Below are 365 nucleotides of genomic sequence, written 5' to 3'. Positions count from 1 at the left end.
CCTCACCTTTTAGCATGTCAATACAAGCTTGTGTGACAGCTTTTGCCTTACGATTGGGTAGCGCTTTGATCTTAGTCTCTCGAGTCGTTCTATCTACTAAAGTGACAAGCACACCTTGATGCCCATGACCAACCACCGTATCCCCTTCATAATCGCCTATACGACTGCGCGTATCAATGATACTAGGACGCTCAGTGATATCACAGCGGTTCGCTATTTTCCCACGCCTATCATTGCCTTGCAGATACCGTCTCTTATAACGCTTTTGACATCTAAGGGCGTTGTGTAGATCACCCCCTGCCTTTTTGTCAGTATAGATGTGTTGGTATATTGATTCATGGCTTGGGACATCTTGCCAACCTAGC

General features: G+C 46.0%; 1 protein-coding gene. It reads right to left on the bottom strand.

What is annotated here, in order from left to right:
- A partial coding sequence (locus tag CXF58_RS01310) for an IS30 family transposase (RefSeq protein ID WP_145989774.1) occupies positions 1-365 on the bottom strand: 365 nt, incomplete at both ends.

The organism is Psychrobacter sp. Sarcosine-02u-2 (genome assembly GCF_002836335.1).
GTDB lineage: Bacteria > Pseudomonadota > Gammaproteobacteria > Pseudomonadales > Moraxellaceae > Psychrobacter > Psychrobacter faecalis.
The sequence above is the reverse complement of the archived record's forward strand: the minus strand, read 5'-3'. Positions and strand labels throughout refer to the sequence as shown.